Source organism: Streptomyces sp. NBC_00207, assembly GCF_045160965.1.
Lineage (GTDB): Bacteria > Actinomycetota > Actinomycetes > Streptomycetales > Streptomycetaceae > Streptomyces.
Genome location: NZ_CP130715.1, coordinates 6488121 through 6510557 on the forward strand (window position 1 = coordinate 6488121; position 22437 = coordinate 6510557).

At 72.2% G+C, this 22437-nt stretch carries 18 protein-coding genes; 13 read left to right on the top strand and 5 right to left on the bottom strand.

The window, feature by feature from the left end; translation table 11 throughout:
- From rpmF to mutM, 3 genes are all read left to right on the top strand, one after another.
- On the top strand, positions 1–174 hold the full coding sequence (rpmF, locus tag OG472_RS30795) for a 50S ribosomal protein L32 (RefSeq protein WP_003965982.1): 174 nt from the start codon (positions 1–3) through the stop codon (positions 172–174).
- A 19-nt stretch (positions 175–193) separates the two neighbouring features.
- Complete coding sequence (gene rnc, locus OG472_RS30800) at positions 194–1039, top strand: ribonuclease III (RefSeq protein WP_327416644.1); 846 nt, start codon at positions 194–196, stop codon at positions 1037–1039.
- 114 nt (positions 1040–1153) lie between these two features.
- Positions 1154–2014 (top strand): bifunctional DNA-formamidopyrimidine glycosylase/DNA-(apurinic or apyrimidinic site) lyase, encoded by an 861-nt coding sequence (gene mutM, locus OG472_RS30805; protein WP_405832133.1) that lies wholly within the window; start codon positions 1154–1156, stop codon positions 2012–2014.
- Here the strand turns inward: mutM and OG472_RS30810 are convergent.
- The gene (locus OG472_RS30810; protein WP_405832134.1) at positions 1987–2391 is read right to left on the bottom strand and encodes a winged helix-turn-helix transcriptional regulator; all 405 of its coding nucleotides are present in this window, start codon (positions 2389–2391) and stop codon (positions 1987–1989) included. The two genes, mutM and OG472_RS30810, sit on opposite strands and share 28 nt — an antisense overlap.
- A 139-nt stretch (positions 2392–2530) precedes the next feature.
- Between OG472_RS30810 and OG472_RS30815 the strand changes: the two genes are divergently transcribed.
- Positions 2531–3136 carry a flavodoxin family protein gene (locus tag OG472_RS30815; RefSeq protein ID WP_383563588.1) on the top strand — a complete coding sequence of 202 codons (606 nt, stop codon included), beginning with the start codon at positions 2531–2533 and terminating at the stop codon, positions 3134–3136.
- An 81-nt stretch (positions 3137–3217) separates the two neighbouring features.
- Here the strand turns inward: OG472_RS30815 and OG472_RS30820 are convergent, their stop codons facing one another.
- On the bottom strand, positions 3218–4159 hold the full coding sequence (locus tag OG472_RS30820) for a CAP domain-containing protein (protein ID WP_405832136.1): 942 nt from the start codon (positions 4157–4159) through the stop codon (positions 3218–3220).
- Positions 4160–4296: 137 nt separating this feature from the next.
- On the opposite strand from OG472_RS30820, the gene OG472_RS30825 reads away from it, so the two are divergent.
- The 4 genes from OG472_RS30825 (at position 4297) to OG472_RS30840 (ending at position 11182) form a co-directional block, all read left to right on the top strand.
- Positions 4297–4578 carry an acylphosphatase gene (locus OG472_RS30825; protein ID WP_361951456.1) on the top strand — a complete coding sequence of 94 codons (282 nt, stop codon included), beginning with the start codon at positions 4297–4299 and terminating at the stop codon, positions 4576–4578.
- A gap of 348 nt (positions 4579–4926) precedes the next feature.
- On the top strand, positions 4927–5145 hold the full coding sequence (locus tag OG472_RS30830) for a hypothetical protein (RefSeq protein ID WP_030708500.1): 219 nt from the start codon (positions 4927–4929) through the stop codon (positions 5143–5145).
- Between the two features lie 208 nt (positions 5146–5353).
- Positions 5354–9535 (top strand): AAA family ATPase, encoded by a 4182-nt coding sequence (locus OG472_RS30835; RefSeq protein ID WP_405832137.1) that lies wholly within the window; start codon positions 5354–5356, stop codon positions 9533–9535.
- A 216-nt stretch (positions 9536–9751) separates the two neighbouring features.
- Positions 9752–11182 (top strand): sugar porter family MFS transporter, encoded by a 1431-nt coding sequence (locus OG472_RS30840; RefSeq protein ID WP_401613306.1) that lies wholly within the window; start codon positions 9752–9754, stop codon positions 11180–11182.
- A 40-nt stretch (positions 11183–11222) separates the two neighbouring features.
- Here OG472_RS30840 and OG472_RS30845 read toward each other — a convergent pair whose 3' ends face one another.
- Entirely contained in the window at positions 11223–12209 is a 987-nt protein-coding gene (locus OG472_RS30845; protein WP_401613304.1) for an LLM class flavin-dependent oxidoreductase, read from the bottom strand.
- 63 nt (positions 12210–12272) lie between these two features.
- Positions 12273–13730, bottom strand: a complete 1458-nt coding sequence (locus tag OG472_RS30850) for a cytosine permease (RefSeq protein ID WP_401613302.1) — start codon at positions 13728–13730, stop codon at positions 12273–12275.
- A 143-nt stretch (positions 13731–13873) separates the two neighbouring features.
- On the opposite strand from OG472_RS30850, the gene ftsY reads away from it, so the two are divergent.
- A complete protein-coding gene (ftsY, locus tag OG472_RS30855; RefSeq protein WP_401613300.1) occupies positions 13874–15091 on the top strand; it encodes a signal recognition particle-docking protein FtsY in 1218 nt (405 codons plus the stop codon).
- Positions 15092–15167: 76 nt separating this feature from the next.
- On the opposite strand, the gene OG472_RS30860 is transcribed toward ftsY, so the two are convergent.
- Positions 15168–15836, bottom strand: coding sequence for a bifunctional DNA primase/polymerase (locus OG472_RS30860; protein WP_405832139.1), 669 nt, complete (start codon positions 15834–15836; stop codon positions 15168–15170).
- Positions 15837–16258: 422 nt separating this feature from the next.
- On the opposite strand from OG472_RS30860, the gene OG472_RS30865 reads away from it, so the two are divergent.
- From OG472_RS30865 to OG472_RS30880, 4 genes are all read left to right on the top strand, one after another.
- Positions 16259–17776 carry a hypothetical protein gene (locus OG472_RS30865; RefSeq protein ID WP_401613296.1) on the top strand — a complete coding sequence of 506 codons (1518 nt, stop codon included), beginning with the start codon at positions 16259–16261 and terminating at the stop codon, positions 17774–17776.
- A 292-nt stretch (positions 17777–18068) separates the two neighbouring features.
- Positions 18069–19412 (top strand): ammonium transporter, encoded by a 1344-nt coding sequence (locus OG472_RS30870; RefSeq protein ID WP_405832141.1) that lies wholly within the window; start codon positions 18069–18071, stop codon positions 19410–19412.
- The gene (locus OG472_RS30875) at positions 19409–19747 is read left to right on the top strand and encodes a P-II family nitrogen regulator (RefSeq protein WP_030708521.1); all 339 of its coding nucleotides are present in this window, start codon (positions 19409–19411) and stop codon (positions 19745–19747) included. Before OG472_RS30870 ends, OG472_RS30875 begins: the two co-directional genes overlap by 4 nt.
- 17 nt (positions 19748–19764) lie before the next feature.
- Complete coding sequence (locus OG472_RS30880) at positions 19765–22191, top strand: [protein-PII] uridylyltransferase (protein WP_401613293.1); 2427 nt, start codon at positions 19765–19767, stop codon at positions 22189–22191.
- Positions 22192–22437: the final 246 nt, after the last annotated feature.

Consider the following 22437-nt stretch of genomic DNA (forward strand, 5'->3'; position numbering starts at 1 on the left):
GTGGCTGTTCCGAAGCGGAAGATGTCGCGCAGCAACACGCGCCACCGCCGGTCGCAGTGGAAGGCTGCGGTCCCCACCCTGGTTTCGTGCGAGCGTTGCCAGGAGCCGAAGCTCCAGCACATTGCGTGCCCGAGCTGCGGCACCTACAACAAGCGCCAGGTCCTCGAGGTCTGAGCGGCTGGTGAGAGGCGCAATGTCTGAGCTGTCCAACGCTGAGAAGCAGGCAGACAGTAACAACGCGGCCTCGTCCCACACGCTTCTGGAAGGGCGGCTCGGGTATCAACTCGAGTCCGCCCTTCTGGTGCGTGCACTGACCCACCGCTCGTACGCGTACGAGAACGGCGGTCTGCCCACCAACGAACGGCTGGAGTTCCTCGGGGACTCCGTGCTGGGCCTGGTGGTCACGGACACGCTGTACACGACCCACCCCGATCTTCCCGAAGGCCAGCTGGCCAAGCTTCGGGCCGCGGTGGTCAACTCGCGCGCACTGGCGGAGGTCGGGCGCGGCCTCGAACTCGGCTCCTTCATCCGGCTCGGCCGGGGCGAAGAGGGCACGGGCGGCCGGGACAAGGCCTCCATCCTCGCCGACACCCTTGAAGCGGTGATCGGCGCGGTCTACCTCGATCAGGGCCTCGACGCGGCCTCGGAGCTGGTCCACCGGCTCTTCGACCCGCTCATCGAGAAGTCCTCGAACCTCGGGGCCGGCCTGGACTGGAAGACCAGTCTCCAGGAGCTCACGGCGGCCGAAGGTCTTGGCGTACCGGAATATCTGGTCACCGAGACCGGTCCGGACCACGAGAAGACCTTCACTGCTGCCGCCCGCGTCGGTGGTGTCTCGTACGGCACCGGCACCGGCCGCAGCAAGAAGGAAGCGGAACAGCAGGCTGCGGAGTCCGCATGGCGCGGAATCCGCACCGCGGCGGACGAGCGGATCGCGGCGGCTGCCGTGGCCGCCGCCGCTCCGGCCGAGGTCCCGGCTTCGGCCGGGTCCGAGGACGGCGGGGTGCCGACCCCCGCCGAACCGGCGCCGGACGCCTGACCCTTCCTTCCGGATTTCCCCGCCCGCCCCTGCCTCGCAGGGGCGGGCGATTCCGTTTCCGGGGGCCGGTACGCTCGCCGGGAGCGCCCAGATCCGCATCCCCGGAGGTATACCGTGCCCGAGCTGCCCGAAGTCGAAGTCGTGCGGCGGGGGCTGGAGCGCTGGGTGGCCGGACGGACCATCGAGGCCGTCGAGGTCCTGCACCCGCGGGCGGTGCGGCGCCATCCGGGCGGCGGGGCCGACTTCGCGGCGCGGCTGCGCGGCGAGACCGTCGGAGTGCCGCAGCGGCGCGGGAAGTACCTGTGGCTGCCGCTGGAGGGACGGGACCTGTCCGTGCTCGGGCACCTGGGGATGAGCGGGCAGCTGCTCGTGCAGCCGCAGGACGCACCCGACGAGAAGCACCTGCGGATCCGGGTGCGGTTCGACGATAACGCCGGGACCGAGCTGCGCTTCGTGGACCAGCGGACCTTCGGCGGGCTCTCACTGCACGACAACACGGCCGACGGACTGCCGGACGTCATCGCGCACATCGCCCGGGACCCGCTCGACCCCCTCTTCGACGAGGGGGCCTACCACCTCGCACTGCGCGCCAAGCGGACCACCGTCAAGCGGGCGCTGCTCGACCAGTCCCTGATCAGCGGGGTCGGCAACATCTACGCGGACGAGGCGCTGTGGCGCGCCAAGCTGCACTACGAGCGCCCCACCGCCAACCTCACGCGCCCCCGCAGTGCGGAACTCCTCGGCCATGTCCGGGACGTCATGAACGCCGCCCTCGCCGTCGGCGGCACCAGCTTCGACAGCCTGTACGTCAACGTGAACGGTGAGTCGGGGTACTTCGACCGCTCGCTCGACGCCTACGGGCGCGAGGACGAGCCCTGCCGCCGCTGCGGTACGCCGATGCGCCGGCGCCCCTGGATGAACAGGTCGAGCTACTTCTGCCCGCGCTGTCAGCGGCCGCCGCGCGTGGCGTCGTAGGACGTCCGGGCGGTGAGCACCGCCGGCATGTTGCCCTCCAGGCAGTGGATGAGCGAGAGCAGCCGATCCGCGACCTCGATGCCGAGCGGGGTCAGCTCGTAGTCGACGCGCGGCGGATTCGTCGGCTGGGCCTCGCGGTGGACTATGCCGTCGCGCTCCAGCGCGTGCAGCGTCTGGGAGAGCATCTTCTCGCTCACGCCCTCCACCCGGCGGCGCAGCTCGTTGAAACGGCACGGGCCTTCGCGCAGGGCGCCCACGGTGAGGCTGCCCCAGCGGCCGGTCACGTGCTCCAGGGTCTCGCGGGACGGGCAGGCGCGCGCGAAAACGTCGAACGGTTGCTCGATGTCGGCGGCTTCTGTGTGGACAGGGGTCTCCATAAGGAGAGCGTACTCCCCTGCAGCGCTAACTCGAGGGTTGCGCTTTCTAAAAGTTAGTGCTTCTCTTGGTGGCGTCACCGTCCTGCTCCCCCGCACCGCGTCCGTGCGGCGGAGGGAGTCTTCCGAGGGAGAGAACACCTTGTCCGGTATCGCGCACACCCCCGTCGTCTCCATCGCCTACCACTCCGGCTACGGCCACACCGCCGTGGTCGCCGAGGCAGTCCGCAGCGGCGCCGTCGACGCCGGGGCGACCGTCCACCTGATCAAGGTCGACGAGATCGACGACGCGCAGTGGGAGCTGCTCGACGCGTCCGACGCGATCGTCTTCGGCTCCCCGACCTACATGGGCACCGCTTCCGGCGCCTTCCACGTGTTCGCGGAGGCCACCTCGAAGCGCTGGTTCGGCGACGCCTGGCAGGACAAGGTGGCCGCCGGCTTCACGAACTCCGCGTCCAAGAGCGGCGACAAGCTGCACACCCTGCAGTTCTTCCAGATCCTCGCCGCCCAGCACGGCATGAGCTGGGTCAACCTGGGCCTGAAGCCGGGCTGGAACAGCAGCACCGCCTCCGAGAACGACCTCAACCGCCTCGGCGTCTTCGCCGGCGCCGCCGCGCAGAGCAACTCCGACGAGGGCCCGGACGCCGTCCACAAGGCCGACATCGCGACCGCCGAGCACCTGGGCCGCCGCGTTGCCGAGCAGACCCGCATCGTCATCGCGGGCCGCGCGGCCCTTGCCGCGGCCTGAGCCCCGGGCGGTCGAGGCGCTCGCGCCGGGGTCGGCCGGAGGCTGTCGGCCGCTGCGCGCGGCCGGCCGTGGCGGTCGGCGTCAGAAGCCGAAGTCCTGGGTCCACCAGGGGCCGCCGTCGGCGAAGTGGGCGCCGACGCCCAGCGTGCGGAACTCGCAGTTGAGGATGTTCGCCTTGTGGCCCGGGCTGTTCATCCAGGCCTTCATCACGGCCTCGGCGTCGCCCTGGCCGCGCGCGATGTTCTCGCCGCCGAGGCCTGAGAGGCCGGCCTTGGCGGCGCGGTCCCACGGGCTGTTGCCGTCGGGGTCGTCGTGGCTGAAGAAGCCCCGGGTGGCCATGTCCTTGCTGAAGGCCCCGGCCAGCGCCGCCAGGGGCGGATTGGCCCGGACGGGACCGCATCCGGCCATCGCGCGCTCCTGGTTCACCAGGGCGACCACGGCGTCCTCCTCGGCGGAGTGCCCGTCCAGAGACGGCCGGGTCGCGGGGGCGGCCGGTGCCGAGGGTGCCGCGGCCGGCTTCGAAGGCGCCGGAACCGGCTTCGAAGGTGCCGGAACCGGCTTCTTCTCCGGAGCCTTGCGGGCGGGGGCGGGCGTGGCCGAAGGCGAGGGCGAGGGCGGGGCGCTCGGCGGGGCGGACACCGTGGCGCTCGGCGAAGCGGACACGGAGGGGCTCGGCGAGGCCGAGGAGGAGGCCGTCGGGGACGGCGAGGCCGAAGGGCTCTTGGAGGGGGAGGCCGAGCCGGTGCCCGTGGTGGCGCGCCCCGACAGGCTGGCGAGGCCGCCCTGCTGCTCCGGTGCGGGGTCCGGGGTGGAGAAGGCCTTGGCCTTGGCCACCGGCGTGCCGGTGGCACCCGTACCGCTGACGCCCACATAGGGGAACGCGCTGCCGACCGGCACCATGCCGGTGGTCACGGCCGCCGTGCCCAGGGCCACGGCCACCGAGACGGCGAGCAGGCCGGTGCGCAGGACGGTGCCGCGCTTGCCGCCGCTGTGCGGCGCGGCGGGGAGTCGGTGACGTCCCATCGCTGTCGTGCCCTTCCTTGCCGGATCAAGATCATCCCTTACGCACCCAAATGGGTGAGTTCGTTGCTGCGCGACTGTACGCCATGGGGCCAGGGGGCGATGTGTCCGGAAAGTCATCGCCCGGTTAGCGTTCACGCATGAATGAAGAGGTCCGTCTGACCGCCTGGGTGCGCGGCCGTGTGCAGGGAGTCGGCTTCCGCTGGTTCACCAGGGAGAACGCCCTGGAGATCGGCGGTGTAGTCGGCTTCGCGCTCAACCTCGACGACGGGCGAGTACAGGTGGTCGCCGAAGGTCAACGTGAGAATTGCCACCGGCTGCTCGACTGGCTGCGCTCCGCCGACACGCCCGGCCGGGTGGACGGAGTGACAGAGATCTGGGGCACACCGCGCGGTGGCTACGACGGATTCGGGATGCGGTGACCGATCGACTGATCATGCACTCATCACACCTCTGGTCGTCCGCACACGGTCGGAACTGCGCATTCGTCGCCGACGCGTTGCCGACGGGGGTGAATCGTGGAAGGCTCGGAGATGAGGATGATCTCCACGCCCGTCGTCGGGGCCGGGGCGCCCGCCGATACGGGGTGTGATCGTGTTGACCGTCAAACTTTTTGGTGAGACGCTGGAAGCCCCGCGCACCTGAGCTGTTTGGCAGTGTTGGCAGTAGTAAGCGCAGTGACTGTCAGTCGCTGCCGGACATCCGCGGGTGCGATTCCCTCACGACCCACACCGCTTCGGTCGGTCACTCAGTGTGGAGGACCATCCATCATGGCAAAGGCGCTTCTCGGTTACGTCGGCGGTTCCGATCCGCGACTCCTCGCCGAGATGCGACGGCTTCAGCAGCGCGTCCAGGACCTTGAGTCCGAGCTCGTACGGATTCAGTCCGAAAATGACGCGCTGAACGCGGCCGCCGCTCAGCACGACGGAGACTCGCTGCTGGACCGCATCGACATCGACGTACCCCAGGCGGAGCCTGCGCTCACCTGATCCGCGCTCATTCGTCGCTCGACTCCAGCCCCGTTTGATCTGCAAGGGACGCTTCGGCGTCCCTTCTTTCTTTGACCGTCCCCTCCGCCCCCTCTGCCCTTCGCGCCACGGTTCCAGAGGGCCAGGTGGGGGGCGTGATGCCTTTAGCGTCAGTGGTGCCCTGCACCTTCATGGGTGAAACCGAACGTGAAAGGTAGAGTCCGGCGGCGTGCACCTCAAGTCCCTGACCCTGCGCGGCTTCAAATCCTTCGCCTCCGCCACCACCCTGCGCTTCGAACCCGGCATCACCTGTGTCGTGGGTCCGAACGGCTCCGGCAAGTCCAATGTGGTGGACGCGCTGTCCTGGGTCATGGGAGAACAAGGGGCCAAGTCCCTGCGCGGCGGGAAGATGGAAGACGTCATCTTCGCCGGGACCACCGGACGGCCGCCGCTCGGGCGCGCCGAGGTATCGCTGACGATCGACAACTCCGACGGCGCTCTCCCCATCGACTACGCCGAAGTCACCATCACCCGGATCATGTTCCGCGGCGGCAGCAGCGAATACCAGATCAACGGTGACACCTGCCGGCTGCTGGACATCCAGGAGCTGCTCTCCGACTCCGGCATCGGCCGCGAGATGCACGTCATCGTCGGCCAGGGCCAGCTGGACTCCGTCCTGCACGCCGATCCCATGGGCCGCCGCGCCTTCATCGAGGAGGCGGCGGGCGTACTGAAGCACCGCAAGCGCAAGGAGAAGGCGCTGCGGAAGCTCGACGCGATGCAGGCCAACCTCGCGCGCGTGCAGGACCTCAACGACGAGCTGCGCCGCCAGCTCAAACCCCTGGGACGGCAGGCCGCGGTCGCCCGTCGGGCGGCCGTGATCCAGGCGGACCTGCGCGACGCGCGGCTGCGGCTGCTCGCCGACGACCTGGTCACGCTGCGGCGGGCGCTCGACGCGGAGATCGCGGACGAGGCGGCGCTCAAGGAGCGCAAGGAAGCGGCCGAGGCCCAGCTGGCGCTCGCGCTGCGGCGCGAGGCCGAGCTGGAGGAGGCGGTACGGGAGCTCGCGCCGCGGCTGCAGCGGGCGCAGCAGACCTGGTACGAGCTGTCGCAGCTCGCCGAACGGGTACGGGGCACCGCGTCCCTGGCGGACGCGCGGGTGAAGAGCGCGACGGCCCCGGCGGAGGACGAGCGCCGGGGCCGCGACCCCGAGGAGATGGAGCGGGAGGCCGCGCGGATCCGCGAGCAGGAGGCGGAACTGACGGCGGCCCTGGAGGCGGCCTCGCGGGCGCTGGAGGACACGGCCGAGCACCGGGCCGAGCTCGAACGGGCGCTGGCCGAGGAGGAACGGCGGCTGCGGGACGCCGCACGGGCCATCGCCGACCGGCGCGAGGGGCTGGCCCGGCTGACGGGGCGGCTCGGCGCGGCCCGCTCCCGCGCGGGGGCGGCGCAGGCCGAGATCGACCGGCTCGTCGCGGCGCGGGACGCGGCGCAGTCCCGGGCCGCCGCCGCGCAGGCGGAGTACGAGGCGCTGGCGGAGGAGGTCGGCGGGCTGGACGAGCCGTCGGCGGACGCGGACCACGAGGCCGCGCGCGCCGAGCTGGCGGCGGCCGAGGCGGCCCTGTCCGCCGCGCGCGACGCGCTGTCCGGGGCGGAGCGCTCGCGGGCGGCGGTATCGGCGCGGCGGGACGCGCTCGCGCTCGGGCTGCGCCGCAAGGACGGTACGGGGGCGCTGCTCGCGGCGCGGGAGAAGCTCGCCGGCCTGCTCGGCCCGGCGGCGGAGCGGCTGACGGTGACCCCGGGCTACGAAGCCGCGGTGGCCGCTGCGCTGGGCTCGGCGGCCGATGCCCTGGCGGTGTCCACCCCGAACGCGGCGGCCGCCGCGCTCCGCCACCTCCGAGACACGGACGCAGGCCGCGCCACCCTCCTCATCACCCCGCCCCCACCCACGGTCCCGGGCCAGGCCCAGTCCCTTACGGACCCATCCGCCGTCGCGGGCCAGGCCCATGCTCTTGCGGGCCCGCCCGCCGTCGCGGGCCAGCCCCACACCCTTGCGGACGCCTCCGCAGTCCCGGACCAGGTGTCCGCCCCCGCGGACCAGTCGCCCACCCCCGCGGGCGAACCCGCCCCCGCGGACCAGACCCACACCCCTGCGGACCCACCCGCTGTCCCGGATCAGGCGTCCGCTCCCGCGGGCCCAGACATCGACCTTGCGGGTCTGCCGGCCGCTCGGGGCAGGGTGTCCACTCCCGTGGACCCGCCCGCCCTCCCGGGCCAGCCCTCCGACCCGGTCGGCCCCGCATCGGCTCCCGCCGTGGAGCTGCCCGGGCAGGCTTCGGCCGGGGGAGTCTTGCCCCACCCCGCCCCTTCCCGAGACCGGGCTCTACCCGGACCCGCGCCTCAAACGCCGGTGGGGCTGAATGCTGCAGCCTCGCCGGCGATTGAGGCGCGGGGTGCGGGGCAGGGCCTCTGCGGCGGGCCCGCAGGGGAGGTCGTTCCCGCGGCCCGGCTGGTCGGCGGGGATGCCGGGGTCGTCGGGCATGATCCAGCCCCGCCGGCGATTGAGGCGCGGGGTGTGGGGCAGGGCCCCTGCGGCGGGCTCGCAGGTGAGGGAGTTTCCGCGGCCTCGCTGGTCGGTGGGGACGCCGAGGTGTGGCGGGCGGCCGCCTGGGTGCTGCGCGACCACGTCGTCGTCGGCACGCTCGACGACGCCGAGGCGCTCGTCGCGGCGCGGCCCGACTCGGTGGCCGTGACCCTCGACGGAGACGTGCTCGGTGCGCACCTCGCGCACGGCGGCTCCGCCGGGGCGCCCAGCCTGATCGAGGTGCAGGCCGCGGTCGACGAGGCGGCGGCGGAGCTGACCGAACTGGGCGTGCGGTGCTCGGAACTCGGCGAGGCCCAGGCTGCCGCACAGTCCCGGCGGCAGGACGCGGCCGCCCTGGTCGAGGAGCTCGCCGAGCGCCGTCGTGCCGTGGAGCAGGCCCGCGCCGGCGTGGCGCAGCAGCTCGGGCGGCTCGCCGGGCAGGCGAAGGGGGCCGCCGGCGAAGCCGAGCGCAGCGCCGCCGCCGCGGCCAAGGCACAGGACGCGCTGGAGCAGGCGCTGGCCGACGTGGAGGAGTGCGCGGAACGGCTCGCGACGGCCGAGGAACTGCCGGTGGAGGAGGAGCCCGACAGCTCCCGGCGGGACCGGCTCGCGGCCGACGGGGCCAACGCACGGCAGACCGAGATGGAGGCGCGGCTGCAGCTGCGCACCCATGAGGAGCGGGTCAAGGGGCTGGCCGGACGGGCCGATTCCCTCGACCGCGCGGCCCGGGCGGAACGCGAGGCCCGGGCCCGCGCCGACCGGCGCCGGGCGCGGCTGCGGCACGAGGCGGAGGTGGCCCGCGCGGTGGCCGACGGCTCCCGGCAGCTGCTCGCGCACGTGGAGGTCTCACTGCTGAGGGCCGACGAGGAGCGCCTCGCGGCCGAACGGGCCAAGGGCCTGCGCGAGCGGGAGCTCGGCGAGGCGCGCAACCGCGGACGCGAACTGAAGGGGGAGCTGGACAAGCTCACCGACTCCGTCCACCGCGGCGAGGTGCTCGGCGCCGAGCAGCGGCTGCGCATCGAGGCGGTGGAGGCCAGGGCGCTGGAGGAGTTCGGCATGGAGTCCGCCGGCCTCGTCGCCGAGTACGGTCCCGACCAGCCGGTGCCGCCGTCGCCGCCCGCCGAGGGGGAGGAACTCCCCGAGGATCCCGAGCACCCGCGCAACCGGCCCGGCCCCTTCGTCCGCGCCCGGCAGGAGAAGCGGCTCAAGGCGGCCGAACGCGCCTACCAGCAGCTCGGCAAGGTCAATCCGCTCGCGCTGGAGGAGTTCGCAGCGCTGGAGGAGCGCCACCAGTTCCTCAGCGAGCAGCTGGAGGATCTGCGCAAGACACGAGCCGATCTCCTTCAAGTGGTGAAGGAGGTCGACGAGCGCGTCGAGCAGGTCTTCACCGAGGCGTACCGGGACACGGCACGGGAGTTCGAGGGGGTGTTCTCGCGGCTGTTCCCCGGCGGCGACGGCCGGCTGATCCTGACCGACCCCGACAACATGCTGACCACCGGCGTGGACGTCGAGGCCCGCCCGCCGGGCAAGAAGGTCAAGCGGCTGTCGCTGCTCTCCGGCGGTGAGCGCTCGCTGACCGCCGTGGCTCTGCTGGTGTCCATCTTCAAGGCGCGTCCCAGCCCGTTCTACGTGATGGACGAGGTCGAGGCCGCGCTCGACGACACCAACCTGCAGCGGCTGATCCGGATCATGGAGGAGCTCCAGGAGAGCTCGCAGCTGATCGTGATCACGCACCAGAAGCGGACGATGGAGGTCGCGGACGCGCTCTACGGCGTCTCGATGCAGGGCGACGGGGTCTCCAAGGTCATCAGTCAGCGTCTGCGTTGACCGTTCACTTCAGAAAGTGAACGCTGTGGCTCTCTTCACTCCGGCTTGTCGGTTTTTCTCGGGCTATTGACTTCAGGAAGTGAAGTCATAAGCTCTGCTTGCCGTGTCCGACGTTCAGGTGGTGGTGAGCAGTTTGCTGTGCGCCACTGGAGGAACACGCGTACAGACGTACACCCCCACACCGCCCGCCGTCGGCGCCGGGCCCAGGAGCACACCTTGACCAGCACAGCGAACGCACCCGCGTCCGGCAGTGGCCGGGAGGCACGCCCCGACCACCTCGGGCACGTCATCTTCATCGCCGCGGCCGCGGCTATGGGCGGTTTCCTCTTCGGCTACGACAGCTCCGTCATCAACGGCGCCGTCGTCGCCATCCGCGAACGGTTCGACGTCGGGTCCGCGGCGCTCGCCCAGGTGATCGCCGCCGCACTGATCGGCTGCGCGTTCGGCGCCGCCACCGCCGGCCGTATCGCCGACCGGATCGGCCGAATCCGCTGCATGCAGATCGCCGCCGTCCTCTTCACCGCGAGCGCCATCGGCTCGGCCCTTCCGTTCGCCCTGTGGGACCTGGCCATGTGGCGCGTCATCGGCGGCTTCGGCATCGGCATGGCCTCCGTCATCGGCCCCGCCTACATCGCAGAGGTGTCCCCGGCCGCCTACCGCGGCCGCCTCGCCTCCTTCCAGCAGGCCGCCATCGTCATCGGCATCGCCGTGTCCCAGCTCGTCAACTGGGGCATCCTCAACCTCGCCGACGGCGACCAGCGCGGCGAGATCGCGGGCCTGGAGGCCTGGCAGTGGATGCTCGGCATCATGGTCATCCCGGCCGTGATCTACGGGCTGATGTCCTTCGTCATCCCGGAGTCCCCCCGCTACCTGATCTCCGTCGGCCGCACCGAGCAGGCCAAGAAGGTGCTGCGCGAGGTCGAGGGCTCGAAGATCGACATCGACGCGCGCGCCGCCGAGATCGACCGGGCCATGCGCTCCGAGCACAAGTCCACCTTCAAGGACCTGCTCGGCGGCCGCTTCGGCTTCCTGCCCATCGTCTGGATCGGCATCGGCCTCTCCGTCTTCCAGCAGCTCGTCGGCATCAACGTGATCTTCTACTACAGCTCCTCGCTGTGGCAGTCCGTCGGCATCGACCCGACCAGCTCGTTCTTCTACTCCTTCACCACGTCGATCATCAACATCATCGGCACGGTGATCGCGATGGTCTTCGTCGACAGGATCGGCCGCAAGCCGCTGGCCCTCATCGGCTCGGCCGGCATGGCCGTCTCGCTCGGCCTCTGCGCGTGGGCGTTCTCGTACAAGGAGGGCAGCGGCGACAACATCACCATCCCCGACGCCCAGGGCACGATCGCACTCGTCGCCGCCCACTCCTTCGTGCTCTTCTTCGCCCTCTCCTGGGGCGTGGTCGTCTGGGTGCTGCTCGGCGAGATGTTCCCGAACCGCATCCGGGCCGCGGCGCTCGGCGTCGCCGCCGCGGCCCAGTGGATCGCCAACTGGGTCATCACCGTCACGTTCCCGACGCTCTCGGACTGGAACCTCGCCGGCGCGTACGTGATCTACACGTTCTTCGCCCTGCTCTCGATCCCCTTCATCCTCAAGTGGGTGCCGGAGACCAAGGGCAAGGCGCTGGAGGAGATGGGGTAATCCTCCCCGCCACCACCCCTCTCCTCGATACTGCCCCGGCTCAGTCCTTGAGCCGGGGCAGTACCTGTTCGCACAGCAGGTGCAGGCTGCGCCAGCCCTCGTCCAGCGGCATCCCGCCGCACAGCGGGTGCAGGACCAGGTTCCCCGCCTCGCCCGCGCCCCGGCCGTACGCGACCGCCTCGTCCGGGGTGAGGATCCGGTACACGCCCTCCGCGCGCAGCTCCGCCACCGAGCGCGCGGCCGACCGTACGGCGCTGCGGATGTCCTTGGACTGCCAGGACGCGTACATCCCGGCCTCGTGCAGGAAGCGCTCGCCGTGCTCCGCCCAGACCCGGTCCGGATCCTCCGCGATGTGCAGCAGCGGGGTCTCGGCCGCCGGCATCATGCAGAAGCCCTCGGTGCCGTACTCCGCGAGCTTCGCGTTGTAGTACGCCTCCAGCTCCGGCAGGTGCGCGCTCGGGAAGAACGGCAGCCCCAGCCGGGCCGCGCGGCGGGCCGCCGCCTCGGAGCTGCCGCCGACCAGCAGCAGCGGGTGCGGCCGCGTGAACGGCGTCGGCGTGACCCGTACCGTGCGGCCGCGGAACTCGAAGGGCTCGCCGGTCCACGCCTTCAGCAGGGTCTCCAGCAGCTCGTCCTGGAGCCGGCCGCGCCGGCCCCACTCCACGCCGTGCTGCTCGTACTCCTCGGGCCGGTAGCCGATGCCCGCGACGGTCACGAGGCGGCCGCCGCTCAGCAGGTCCAGGACGGCGATGTCCTCGGCCACCTTCAGCGGGTCGTACAGCGGACCGATGATCGCCGAGACGGTGACGGCGATCCGGCGGGTGGCGCCGAAGACCGCGCCCGCGAAGGCGAAGGGGGAGGGCAGCCAGTTGTTGCCGGTGCCGTGGTGCTCCTCGGTCTGGATGGTGTCGATCCCGCGGTCGTCCGCGTACCGGGCCATCTCCAGGGCCGTCTTGTAGCGGGCGGAGAGGGACTCGGGGGTGCCGTTCGGGTCGACGAGATTGAACCGGGCCACGGTGATGGGCATGGAGGAGTCCCCCTTCGCCGGATGTGGGTGGGCGGGCGAAGGGGGACGTTAGCTGACGCAGCGTCAGTTGGACAGGGATCCGGCGAGCGCGGGCTCCTCCGCGGCCGGGGCCGGCTCCGCCGGGGCCGTGCGCGGCAGGACGGCGTAGAGCACGCCCGAGGTCACGATGCCGGCCACCCAGCCGAGGCCGTTGCGGCCGATCCAGGTGGCGGCGAGCGGCCCGCTGAACCAGTCCACCGAGGTGAACAGCAGACCGACCACCAGGGCGAGGGCCCACGCGGTCATGGCCTGCCAGGCGAAACCGCCCTTGTACCAGTAGGCGCTGGTCCGCGTGGTGTCCAGCAGCGCGGCCCCGTCGTAGGTCTTGCGGCGCAGCATGTCCACGCCGAAGACGCCGATCCACGCCGAGAACGCCACGGCCAGCAGCGTCAGGAAGGAGATGAAGGAGCCGAAGAAGCTCGTCGCGACCACCATCAGCAGGAAGCCGAAGACCAGGCTGATGGCCGCGTTGACGCTGACCGCCCACGCGCGCGGGACCTTGATGCCGAGGGTCTGCGCGGTGAAGCCGGCCGAGTACATGGACATCGAGTTGATCAGCAGCATCCCGACGAGCGCGACGAGCAGGTACGGGACCGCGATCCAGGTCGGGAGCAGCTCGCCGATGAAGGACACCGGGTCCTGGGCGGTGGCCAGGTCCGGGGTGCCGACAGCCATGACCGCGCCCATCAGGACCATCGGGAGCACGACGACGCCGGCGCCGCCGACCGTCGCGCCCACCAGTCCCTTGGAGGAGGCGGTGCGCGGCAGGTAGCGGGTGAAGTCGGGGCCCGAGGGCACCCAGCTGATGCCGCCGGCCGCGATGGTGCCGATGCCCGCGATCATCATCGCGGTGGAGCCGGCCGGCTTGCCGAGGACGGCGGACCAGTCGGTCGTGAAGAGCAGGTACCCGAGGACGAGCACGCTGAAGGCGCCGAAGAGGTACGTCGACCACGTGGAGCAGACGCGCAGCGCCTTGATGCCGAGGCCCGAGACCACGAAGGTGCAGCCCACGAAGAACAGCAGGGTGACGACGATGAGCGCGGTGTTGCTCTTGATCCCGAAGAGCAGGTCGAGCACGGTCAGCACGGCGTAGGCGCCGCTCACCGCGTTGATCGTCTCCCAGCCCCACCGGGCCACCCAGATCAGCGAGCCCGGGAAGAGGTTGCCGCGCTGGCCGAACACGGCCCGCGAGAGGGCCATGCCGGGAGCGCCGCCGCGCTTGCCGGCGATCGATATCAGGCCGACGATCCCGTACGAGACGACCGGCGCCGCGACCGCGACGACGAGCACCTGCCAGATGTTGAGCTTGTTGAAGATCACCAGACCCGCGCCCATGGTCAGCAGCAGCACGCTGATGTTGGCGGCGACCCAGGTGGGCACGAGGTCGCGGACCCGGCCGCCGCGCTCGCCGTCCGGGACGGGCTCCAGTCCGCGGGTCTCGATCGCGGTTTCGGTTCCGCCGTCGGCGGGCTCGGCAGGCATGCGGCTGCTCCGTGGGGGAGGGGCGGGGGGAAGTCGTCCATCATCGTGGATTTGCCGCTAAAACCACAAACGGCGGCTTACGTCCCGGTGTGAACGCCCGGGGTCCGAGCTCCGGGCCGCCCGTGGCCGATACTGGTGAGGTTATGGACATCCTCATCCTTGCTGTAGTCATCGCCCTGGTCGCGGTCGGCGCGATCAGCGGGCTCGTGGTCAGCAGCCGCAAGAAGAAGCAGCTGCCGCCCCCGGCACCGCCCAGCACGCCGACCATCACTGCCCCGCCTGCCGAACCGCAGGTGGGGGAGGACGCCGTAGAGACGGCGGAAGAGCCGCGCCGCACGATCGAGGAGGTCGGACTCCCGGAGGCGGAGGCCGAGGCTCCGGTCGAGGCGCCGGCGGCCGAGCCCGAGGCTCCGGCCGCGCCCGCGATCGAGGTGCCCGAGCCCACCGCCGGCCGCCTGGTCCGGCTGCGCGCCCGCCTCGCCCGGTCGCAGAACTCCCTCGGCAAGGGGCTGCTCACGCTGCTCTCGCGGGAGCACCTCGACGAGGACACCTGGGAGGAGATCGAGGAGACCCTCCTCATCGCCGACGTGGGCGTCGTGCCCACCCAGGAGCTCGTCGACCGGCTCCGCGAAAGGGTCAAGGTGCTCGGCACCCGCACCCCGGCGGACCTGCGCGCCCTGCTCAAGGAGGAGCTGCTGACCCTGGTCGGCACCGACTTCGACCGCGTCGTGAAGACGGAGAGCGGCGAGGACACGCCCGGCGTGATCATGGTCGTCGGCGTCAACGGCACCGGCAAGACCACCACCACCGGCAAGCTGGCCCGCGTGCTCGTCGCCGACGGCCGCAGCGTGGTGCTCGGCGCGGCCGACACCTTCCGTGCCGCCGCCGCCGACCAGCTCCAGACCTGGGGCGACCGGGTCGGCGCCCGTACCGTGCGCGGCCCCGAGGGCGGCGACCCGGCCTCGATCGCCTACGACGCGGTCAAGGAGGGCATCGCCGAGGGCGCCGACGTGGTGCTCATCGACACGGCCGGCCGCCTGCACACCAAGACCGGCCTCATGGACGAGCTCGGCAAGGTCAAGCGCGTCGTCGAGAAGCACGGTCCGCTGGACGAGATCCTGCTGGTCCTCGACGCCACCACCGGGCAGAACGGCCTGACCCAGGCCCGCGTCTTCGCCGAGGTCGTGGACATCACCGGCATCGTGCTGACCAAGCTCGACGGCACGGCCAAGGGCGGCATCGTCGTCGCCGTCCAGCGCGAACTGGGCGTCCCGGTCAAGCTCGTCGGGCTCGGCGAGGGTGCGGACGACCTGGCCCCCTTCGAGCCGGAGGCGTTCGTCGACGCCCTCATCGGCGACTGACCGCGGTCTCCGCGCACCACGGGTGCCCCCGGGGTTCCGACCGGAACACGGGGGCACCGTTGCGTGCGGGGCGTGCCTACCGGCGCGAGCGGTGGCAGATGTACGCGAGGGTGCCCAGCAGCAGCCGGGCCTGCGGAGGGCTTCCGGCCGAGTCCAGCGCGGGCGGCCGCAGCCAGCCGACCTGGCCGAGGCCGGCCCGGTCCGAGGGCGGCGCGGTCACATGGGCCCCGTGGCCCAGGGCCAGCAGGTCGAGGTCGGCGTCGTCCCAGCCCATCCGGTACAGCAGCTGCGGCAGCTCGGCCGCCGCGCCCGGGGCCACGAAGAACTGCGCCCGGCCGTCCGCAGTCACGATGACCGGGCCGAGCGGCAGCCCCATCCGCTCCAGCCGCACAAGCGCCCGGCGCCCGGCCTCCTCGGAGACCTCGATGACGTCGAAGGCGCGGCCCACGGGGAGCAGCACCGCGGCGCCCGGGTAATCGCCCCAGGCCTCGGTGACCTCGTCCAGGGTGGCCCCGGCCTTGACGGTGGGGGCGAAGGGGAGCGGGTGCGCCCCGGGGGAGACGCACTCCGCGTCCCCGCAGGAACAGTCGCGGGCGGGCGCCGCGGCGCGGGCGCCGGGGACCACGTCCCAGCCCCACAGCCCGGTGTACTCCGCCACCGCCGTGCACTCCGAGGTCCGGCCGCGGCGCCGGGTGCCGGAACGGAACTCCCTGGTGCCGCGGCTGCCGCCGATCGTGAAGCCCATGCCCATGCCCCCTCCAACGGGTCGGACGCGCCGGTGGTTACGACGCCGGTGGTGGCGGCGTCGGCCGAACCTGCGGACCGCGGTCCGCCTCGGGGTGCCCGTCGTGGCTGCCCGGCGCACTCCTCGCCGCGCGCGCCCCGAGCGCACTCCAGTCCAACCGAGCCGTTTCACCTCGGTGTCAAGTGAATCGCGCCTGGCGGGTGGCTTGTTCATTCGAAGGGGTGGCGAATGGTGGCGTTTCTGGAATCGACCTCGCCGCAGGGGTGATCGTAGGATTACTTTCGGTACACGAACCCCCAAGGCATGCCCGTCCGTGGGTATGCCGGAGGCAATGTGTGAAGGACCTGTGAAGGTCCGTGGCGGCGCGCTGCGCCCCGGCCAGGGTTTCGTGTGGAAGATGCTGAGCGGATGGGGGCGTTCCAGTGAGCGGCAACGGCGCAAGCGGAACGATCGAGGACACTGCTGCGCGCAACGACCAGCTGACCTCGTGGTTCGTCCGCAGCGGCTGGTCCAAGGGCGAACTCGCCCGGCAGGTCAACCGCCGGGCTCGTCAGATGGGCGCCCACCACATCAGCACGGACACCTCCCGGGTGCGCCGCTGGCTGGACGGCGAGCAGCCCCGCGAGCCCGTGCCGCGCATCCTGTCCGAGCTGTTCTCCGAGCGCTTCGGCTCCGTCGTCGCCATCGAGCAGCTCGGCCTGCGCACGGCCCACCAGACCCCGTCCGTCTCCGGTGTCGACCTGCCCTGGGCCGGCCCGCAGACCGTCGAGCTGCTCGGCGAGTTCTCCCGCAGCGACCTGATGCTGGCCCGCCGCGGCTTCCTCGGGACCTCGCTCGCCCTCTCCGCCGGCCCCGCCCTCATCGAGCCCATGCAGCGCTGGCTCGTACCGGTCCCGGCCGCCGACCCGGGACCGCGTCAGGCGGGGTTCCCCTCGGCGGAGCGGGGGGGAGGGCCGACGGGGGCCCTCGGCGGCCACCGCCCGCCCCGGCTCTCCGAACCGGAACTCGACCTCCTCGACGCCACCACGGTCATGTTCCGCCAGTGGGACGCCCAGTGCGGGGGCGGGCTGCGCCGCAAGGCCGTCGTGGGCCAGCTCCACGAGGTCACCGACCTGCTCCAGGAGAACCACCCCGCCCCGGTCATGAAGCGGCTCTTCAAGGTCGCCGCCGAGCTGGCCGAGCTGGCCGGCTGGATGAGCTACGACATCGGCCTGCACCCCACCGCGCAGAAGTACTTCGTCCTCGCCCTGCACGCCGCGAAGGAGGCCGGGGACAAGCCTCTCGGCTCGTACATCCTCTCCGGCATGAGCCGCCAGATGATCCACCTGGGCCGCCCCGAGGACGCCCTCGAACTCGTCCACCTCGCGCAGTACGGCAGCCGTGACTGCGCCGGCCCGCGCACCCAGGCCATGCTGTATGCGATGGAGGCCCGCGCGTACGCCAACATGGGACAGCCCAGCCGCTGCAAGCGGGCCGTGCGGATGGCCGAGGACACCTTCTCCGATCTCGCCTTCGGCGCCGAGCCCGAGCCCGACTGGATCCGCTTCTTCTCCGAGGCCGAGCTGAACGGCGAGAACTCCCACTCGTACCGGGACCTCGCCTACGTGGCCGGGCGCAGCCCCATGTACGCCTCCCTCGCGGAACCCGTCATGGAGCGGGCCGTCGAGCTCTTCGAGAAGGACGAGGAGCACCAGCGCTCCTACGCCCTCAATCTCATCGGCATGGCCACCGTCCACCTGCTGCAGCGCGAGCCGGAGCAGGCCGCGGCGCTCGTCGACCGGGCCCTCGACGTGGCGGGAAAGGTGCGGTCCGAACGGGTGAACACGCGCCTGCGCAAGACCGTCGACAGCGCCGCCCGTGAGTACGGCGACGTCGCCGAAGTGGTCCGGCTCACCGACCACCTCGCCTCCCGGCTCCCCGAAGCCGCGGCGGCCGTCTGACGGCCCCGGCGGCCGCCCCTCAGGCCCCGGCCGCGGCAGTCACCCCGTGAAGCCCGATCAGGCTCCCCCAGCCAGGACGTCCGGGTCACCGCCGCGGCCGGTTGCACCACCCGCCCAGTTCATTGACGCGTAACACGCCCGACCTCTTCGTCATCGGCGCGAAACACCCAGCGGCGCCGCCGGAAACCGGCCTGCGCGAATCTCATGGCCAATAACCGGCCAGTTCCCAATGCCGCCGCTCAGGTTTTCACGATCGCCCGCACGCGAACGTACCGACGACGAGGAGACGCCGATGGCATCAGCCATCACGACCCTCGCGGCAGACGCCCCGACGCTGTCTGCCGCGAACACCGGGTTCATGCTCATCTGCTCCGCCCTGGTCATGCTGATGACCCCGGGACTCGCCTTCTTCTACGGAGGCATGGTCCGCGTCAAGAGCAGCCTCAACATGCTGATGATGAGCTTCATCAGCCTGGGGATCGTCACGATCCTCTGGGTCCTCTACGGCTTCAGCCTCGCCTTCGGCACCGACTCCGGCTCCCTCATCGGCTGGAACTCCGACTACGTGGGCCTCAGCGGCATCGGGATCACCGAGCTGTGGGACGGCTACACCATCCCGGTCTACGTCTTCGCCGTCTTCCAGCTGATGTTCGCCGTCATCACCCCGGCCCTGATCAGCGGCGCCCTCGCCGACCGCGTGAAGTTCAGCGCCTGGGCCCTGTTCACCGTCCTGTGGGTCACCGTCGTCTACTTCCCCGTCGCCCACTGGGTCTGGGGAGCCGGCGGCTGGCTCTTCGAGCTCGGCGTCATCGACTTCGCGGGCGGCACCGCCGTCCACATCAACGCCGGCGCCGCCGCCCTCGGCGTGATCCTGGTCATCGGCAAGCGCGTCGGCTTCAAGAAGGACCCGATGCGCCCGCACAGCCTGCCCCTCGTGATGCTCGGCGCCGGTCTGCTGTGGTTCGGCTGGTTCGGCTTCAACGCGGGCTCCTGGCTCGGCAACGACGACGGCGTCGGCGCGGTCATGTTCGTCAACACCCAGGTCGCCACCGCCGCCGCCATGCTCGCCTGGCTCGGCTACGAGAAGCTGCGCCACGGCTCCTTCACCACCCTCGGCGCCGCCTCCGGCGCGGTCGCCGGCCTCGTCGCCATCACCCCCTCCGGCGGTGCGGTCAGCCCGCTCGGGGCCATCGCGATCGGCGTCATCGCCGGTGTGCTCTGCGCCATGGCGGTGGGCCTCAAGTACAAGTTCGGCTACGACGACTCCCTCGACGTGGTCGGCGTCCACCTCGTCGGCGGTGTCGCCGGCTCCCTCCTCGTCGGCCTCTTCGCCACCGGCGGGGTCCAGTCCGACGTGGCCGGCCTCTTCTACGGCGGCGGCCTCGAACAGCTCGGCAAGCAGGCCATCGGAGTCTTCTCCGTCCTCGCCTACTCTCTGGTGGCGTCCGCGCTGCTCGCCTTCCTCCTCGACAAGACGATCGGGATGCGGGTCAGCGAGGACGTCGAGGTCGCCGGCATCGACCAGGTCGAGCACGCCGAGACCGCCTACGACTTCAGCGGAGCCGGTGGCGGGGCAGCCTCGCGCAGCACCGCCGCACCCACCCCCTCCGCCGCGAGCAAGAAGGTTGACGCATGAAGCTGATCACCGCGATCGTCAAGCCGCACAAGCTGGACGAGATCAAGGAAGCCCTCCAGACCTTCGGAGTGCAGGGCCTCACGGTCACCGAGGCCAGCGGCTACGGCCGCCAGCGCGGTCACACCGAGGTCTACCGCGGTGCCGAGTACCAGGTGGACCTCGTCCCCAAGATCCGCATCGAGGTGCTGGTCGACGACTCCGACGCCGAGGAACTGATCCGCGTCATCGTCAGCGCGGCCGCCACCGGCAAGATCGGTGACGGCAAGGTGTGGAGCGTCCCCGTGGACTCGGTCGTACGGGTCCGCACCGGCGAGCGCGGCGCTGACGCGCTCTAGGTGACGGGAGCTTCTGGGTGACGAGCGTCGAAGAGACCACGGACAACACGGCCGACTCGGGACCCAGCGGATACGCCGCGGCCCGGCTGCGACTCCTCCAGGAGGAGTCGCGGTCCGGGCCTTCGCGGCGTTCCGCCCTGTCCGGGCTGACCGACGACTGGCTGAACGCCCTGTTCACGACCGCCGTACGGGAGACCGGCGTCCGCGGCGCCACCCTGGTGGCCGTCGGCGGCTACGGGCGGGGCGAACTCTCCCCCCGCAGCGACCTCGACCTGGTGCTGCTGCACGACGGCAAGGCGGAGCCGCAGGCGCTGAGCGCGCTGGCCGACCGCGTCTGGTACCCGGTGTGGGACCTCGGCCTCGCCCTCGACCACTCGGTACGGACCCCCGGCGAGGCCCGCAAGACCGCCGCCGAGGACCTCAAGGTGCAGCTCGGCCTGCTCGACGCCCGGACCGTCGCCGGCGACGCCGGACTCCTCGCCGGCCTGCGGACCTCCGTCCTGGCCGACTGGCGCAACCAGGCCGCCAAACGGCTCCCGCAGCTGCACTCCCTGTGCCGCGAGCGGGCCGAGCGGGCCGGAGAGCTCCGCTTCCTGCTCGAACCCGACCTCAAGGAGGCCCGCGGCGGGCTCCGCGACATCACCGCGCTGCGGGCGGTCGCGGCCTCCTGGCTGGCCGACGCCCCGCGCGACGGCCTCGCCGAGGCACGGCGGCGGCTCCTCGACGCGCGCGACGCCCTGCACCTGGTGACCGGCCGGGCCACCGACCGGCTCTCGCTCCAGGAACAGGACCAGGTCGCGGCGCAGCTCGGGCTGCTCGACGCGGACGCCCTGCTCCGCGAGGTGTACGAGGCCGCGCGCGTCGTCGCGTACGCCGGTGACGTGACCTGGCGGGAGGTCGGGCGGGTGCTGCGGGCCCGCGCCGCCCGGCCCAGGCTGCGCGGGCTGCTGGGCGCCCGGGGCGCCCAGGCCGCCGCGCGGGCACCGCTGGCCGAGGGCGTGGTGGAGTCCGACGGCGAGGCCGTACTGGCCCTGGCCGCCCGCCCCGACCGCGATCCCGTCCTGCCCCTGCGGTTCGCCGCGGCCGCCGCGCAGGCGGGTCTTCCCGTTTCGCTGCACGCCGTACGCAGGCTCGCCGCGCAGGGCAAACCGCTCCCGGTGCCCTGGCCGGCCGAGGCGCGCGAGCAGCTGGTGACACTCCTCGGGGCGGGGGAACCCACGGTGGCCGTGTGGGAGGCCCTGGAGGCGGAAGGCCTGATCACGCGACTGCTCCCCGACTGGGAGCGGGTGCGGTGCCGCCCGCAGCGCAACCCCGTCCACACCTGGACGGTGGACCGCCACCTCATCGAGACGGCGGTCCGCGCCTCGGCCCTCACCCGCCGGGTCGGCCGCCCCGACCTGCTGCTGATGGCGGCCCTCCTGCACGACATCGGCAAGGGCTGGCCGGGCGACCACTCGGTGGCCGGCGAGACGATCGCCCGCGACGTCGCCGCCCGCGTCGGCTTCGACGCGCAGGACGCCGCCGTGCTGGGGGCGCTCGTACGGCACCACCTGCTGCTGATCGACACCGCGACCCGGCGCGACCTGGACGACCCGGCCACCGTCCGCTCGGTCGCCGAGGCCGTCGGGTCGGTGGGCACGCTGGAGATACTGCACGCCCTGACGGAGGCGGACGCCCTGGCCACCGGGCCCGCCGCGTGGAGCGCCTGGCGGGGATCGCTGGTGGCGGACCTCGTCGCGCGGGTCGCCGCCGTGCTGCGCGGCACGGCCCCGGCGGTGCGGGAGGCGGAGATCCCGACCACGGAACAGGAACGCCTGGCGGTGGAGGCCCTGCGCACCGGGGAGCCGGTGCTCGCGCTCCACGGCCGCCAGGAGGAGGACGCGGTCGGCGGGGAGCTCGTCGTGGCCGTCCCCGACCAGCCGGGGGTCCTCCCGGCGGTGGCCGGGGTGCTGGCCCTGCACCGGCTCACCGTACGGGCGGCGGACCTGCGCTCCATGGAACTGCCGGACCGGCTGGGCGAGGTCCTGGTGCTGCGCTGGCGGGTGGCGGCGGAGTACGGGGCGCTGCCCCAGGCCGCGCGGCTGCGCAGCGACCTGGTCCGGGCCCTGGACGGCTCGCTGGACGTCCCGGCGAAGCTGGCGGACCGCGAGGCGGCGTATCCGCGCCGGCGCGGGGTGACCCCGCCGCCGCCCCGGGTCACGGTCGTCCCGGACGTCTCCTCACTGGCCACGGTCCTGGAGGTGCGCGCGCCCGATGCCGTCGGCCTGCTGCACCGGATCGGGCGGGCGCTGGAGTCGGCGGGCGTCAGGGTGCGGAGCGCGCACGTCTCCACCCTGGGCGCGAACGCGGTGGACACGCTGTACGTGACCACGGCGGAAGGCAAGCCCCTGGATCCGCAGGAGGCGACGGTGCTGGCCGACCGGGTGGCGTCGGCACTGGCGTAGCGCGCGGGGCCCTCAAACGCCGGGCAGGCTGGATTTGCGCAGCAAATTCCAGCCCCGCCGGCGTTTGAGGCGCGGAGCCCCGGTCCTGTAATCCGCACCCGGGCACGGGGGCGGGCAGAATCCGGCCTCCTCCGCGTTTGAGGCACGGGGTTCGGTGCGGAGCACCGGGGAAAGCCGACCGCAGGGCCGGATGGGCGGCGAGGGCGGATACCCTGGGGGACGACCACAACGCCCCCGACCCGAGGA

What these genes read in the sequence shown, in the direction of transcription:
- OG472_RS30825 (WP_361951456.1), top strand. Translation starts at nt 4,297, where the DNA reads ATGAATGAAGAGGTCCGTCTGACCGCCTGGGTGCGCGGCCGTGTGCAG.
- OG472_RS30875 (WP_030708521.1), top strand. Translation starts at nt 19,409, where the DNA reads ATGAAGCTGATCACCGCGATCGTCAAGCCGCACAAGCTGGACGAGATC.
- OG472_RS30845 (WP_401613304.1), bottom strand. Translation starts at nt 12,209, where the DNA reads ATGCCCATCACCGTGGCCCGGTTCAATCTCGTCGACCCGAACGGCACC.
- OG472_RS30860 (WP_405832139.1), bottom strand. Translation starts at nt 15,836, where the DNA reads ATGGGCTTCACGATCGGCGGCAGCCGCGGCACCAGGGAGTTCCGTTCC.
- OG472_RS30850 (WP_401613302.1), bottom strand. Translation starts at nt 13,730, where the DNA reads ATGCCTGCCGAGCCCGCCGACGGCGGAACCGAAACCGCGATCGAGACC.
- OG472_RS30820 (WP_405832136.1), bottom strand. Translation starts at nt 4,159, where the DNA reads ATGGGACGTCACCGACTCCCCGCCGCGCCGCACAGCGGCGGCAAGCGC.
- OG472_RS30870 (WP_405832141.1), top strand. Translation starts at nt 18,069, where the DNA reads ATGGCATCAGCCATCACGACCCTCGCGGCAGACGCCCCGACGCTGTCT.
- ftsY (WP_401613300.1), top strand. Translation starts at nt 13,874, where the DNA reads ATGGACATCCTCATCCTTGCTGTAGTCATCGCCCTGGTCGCGGTCGGC.
- OG472_RS30830 (WP_030708500.1), top strand. Translation starts at nt 4,927, where the DNA reads ATGGCAAAGGCGCTTCTCGGTTACGTCGGCGGTTCCGATCCGCGACTC.
- rnc (WP_327416644.1), top strand. Translation starts at nt 194, where the DNA reads ATGTCTGAGCTGTCCAACGCTGAGAAGCAGGCAGACAGTAACAACGCG.
- OG472_RS30810 (WP_405832134.1), bottom strand. Translation starts at nt 2,391, where the DNA reads ATGGAGACCCCTGTCCACACAGAAGCCGCCGACATCGAGCAACCGTTC.